The organism is Pseudomonas sp. NPDC087639, assembly GCF_044743385.1.
Taxonomy (GTDB): domain Bacteria; phylum Pseudomonadota; class Gammaproteobacteria; order Pseudomonadales; family Pseudomonadaceae; genus Aquipseudomonas.
Genome location: NZ_JBIUWI010000164.1, coordinates 1 through 2,193, shown reverse-complemented (window position 1 = coordinate 2,193; position 2,193 = coordinate 1). Strand labels below are relative to the sequence as shown.

Annotated in this window: 2 pseudogenes; both read left to right on the top strand. The window is 60.2% G+C overall.

The window, feature by feature from the left end:
• The first annotated feature begins 26 nt into the window (after positions 1–26).
• Positions 27–2,036, top strand: a pseudogene (rep, locus tag ACIOVB_RS27515) (DNA helicase Rep).
• Positions 2,037–2,093: 57 nt separating this feature from the next.
• A pseudogene (locus tag ACIOVB_RS27510) lies at positions 2,094–2,193 on the top strand (xanthine phosphoribosyltransferase); the annotation flags it as partial.

The window sequence follows — 2,193 nt, the reverse complement described above, 5'->3', positions numbered from 1 at the left end:
CACCCCAACCACTCCCGAATGTTCGTATGTCCCGACTCAATCCCCGGCAGCAAGAAGCCGTGAACTACGTCGGCGGCCCTCTATTGGTGCTCGCCGGTGCTGGCTCCGGCAAGACCAGCGTGATCACGCGCAAAATCGCGCACCTGATCCAGAACTGCGGCATCCGCGCCCAGTACATCGTCGCCATGACCTTTACCAACAAGGCCGCGCGCGAGATGAAGGAACGGGTCGGCACCCTCCTGCGTGCCGGCGAAGGACGCGGCCTGACGGTCTGCACCTTCCACAACCTGGGCCTGAACATCATCCGCAAGGAACACGTGCGCCTGGGCTACAAACCCGGTTTCTCGATCTTTGACGAGACGGATGTCAAGGCGCTGATGACCGACATCATGCAGAAGGAATACGCGGGCGACGACGGCGTCGACGAGATCAAGAACATGATCGGCGCCTGGAAAAACGACCTGATCCTGCCGCCTCAGGCGCTGGAGAACGCGCGCAACCCGAAGGAGCAGACCGCCGCCATCGTCTACACCCACTATCAGCGCACGCTCAAGGCGTTCAACGCGGTGGACTTCGACGACCTGATCCTGCTGCCGGTAAAACTCTTCGAAGAGCACGCCGACATTCTCGAAAAGTGGCAGAACAAGGTTCGCTATCTGCTCGTCGACGAATACCAGGACACCAACGCCAGCCAATACCTGCTGGTGAAAATGCTCATCGGCAAGCGCAATCAATTCACCGTGGTGGGCGACGACGACCAGTCGATCTACGCCTGGCGCGGCGCGCGGCCGGAAAACCTGATGCTGCTCAAGGACGACTATCCGTCCCTGAAAGTGGTGATGCTGGAGCAAAACTACCGCTACTCCAGCCGCATCCTGCGCTGCGCCAACGTGCTGATCTCGAACAACCCGCACGATTTCTAAAAGCAGCTGTTGAGTGAGATGGGCCACGGCGACGAGATCCGCGTGATCCGCTGCCGCAACGAGGACGCCGAAGCCGAGCGCGTGGCCATGGAAATCCTCAGCCTGCACTTGCGCACCGACCGGCCGTACAGCGATTTTGCGATCCTCTATCGCGGTAACTACCAGGCCAAACTGATCGAGCTGAAGTTGCAGCATCACCAGGTGCCGTATCGCCTGAGCGGCGGCAACAGCTTCTTCGGCCGTCAGGAAGTGAAGGACCTGATGGCTTACTTCCGCCTGATCGTGAACCCGGACGACGACAATGCCTTCCTGCGGGTGATCAACGTGCCGCGCCGCGAGATCGGCTCGACCACCTTGGAAAAACTCGGCAACTACGCCACCGAACGCAAGATCTCGATGTACGCCGCCACCGATGAAATCGGTCTGGGCGAACATCTGGACAGCCGTTTCACCGATCGCCTGTCGCGCTTCAAGCGCTTCATGGACAAGGTCCGGGAGCAGTGCGCCGGCGAAGACCCGATCTCGGCGCTGCGCAGCATGGTCATGGACATCGACTACGAGAACTGGCTGCGCACCAACAGCTCCAGCGACAAGGCTGCCGATTACCGGATGAGCAACGTCTGGTTCCTGATCGAGGCGTTGAAAAACACCCTCGAGAAGGACGAAGAAGGCGAAATGACCGTCGAGGACGCCATCGGCAAACTGGTCCTGCGCGACATGCTGGAACGTCAGCAGGAAGAAGAGGACGGCGCCGAAGGCGTGCAGATGATGACGCTGCATGCGTCCAAGGGGCTGGAATTCCCTTACGTGTTCATCATGGGCATGGAAGAGGAAATCCTCCCGCACCGCTCCAGCATCGAAGCCGACACCATCGAAGAGGAGCGCCGTCTGGCCTACGTGGGCATTACCCGCGCGCGTCAGACCCTGGCCTTCACCTTTGCCGCCAAGCGCAAACAGTACGGCGAGATCATCGATTGCGCGCCGAGCCGCTTCCTCGATGAGCTGCCGCCGGACGATCTGGCGTGGGAAGGCAACGACGACACACCGACCGAAGTCAAAGCCGTGCGCGGCAACAACGCATTGGCCGATATACGCGCGATGTTAAAGCGCTAGAATTGACCACTTTTTACTAGACCTTCGGCGCACAAAGCGCCAAATGAGGCCAGCTTCATGGAAGCATTGCACCCGAAAATCCGCGAACAAGGCAGCGTGCTGGCCGACCAGGTCCTGAGGGTCGACGCCTTGCTGAACCACCAGATCGCCCCGGCCC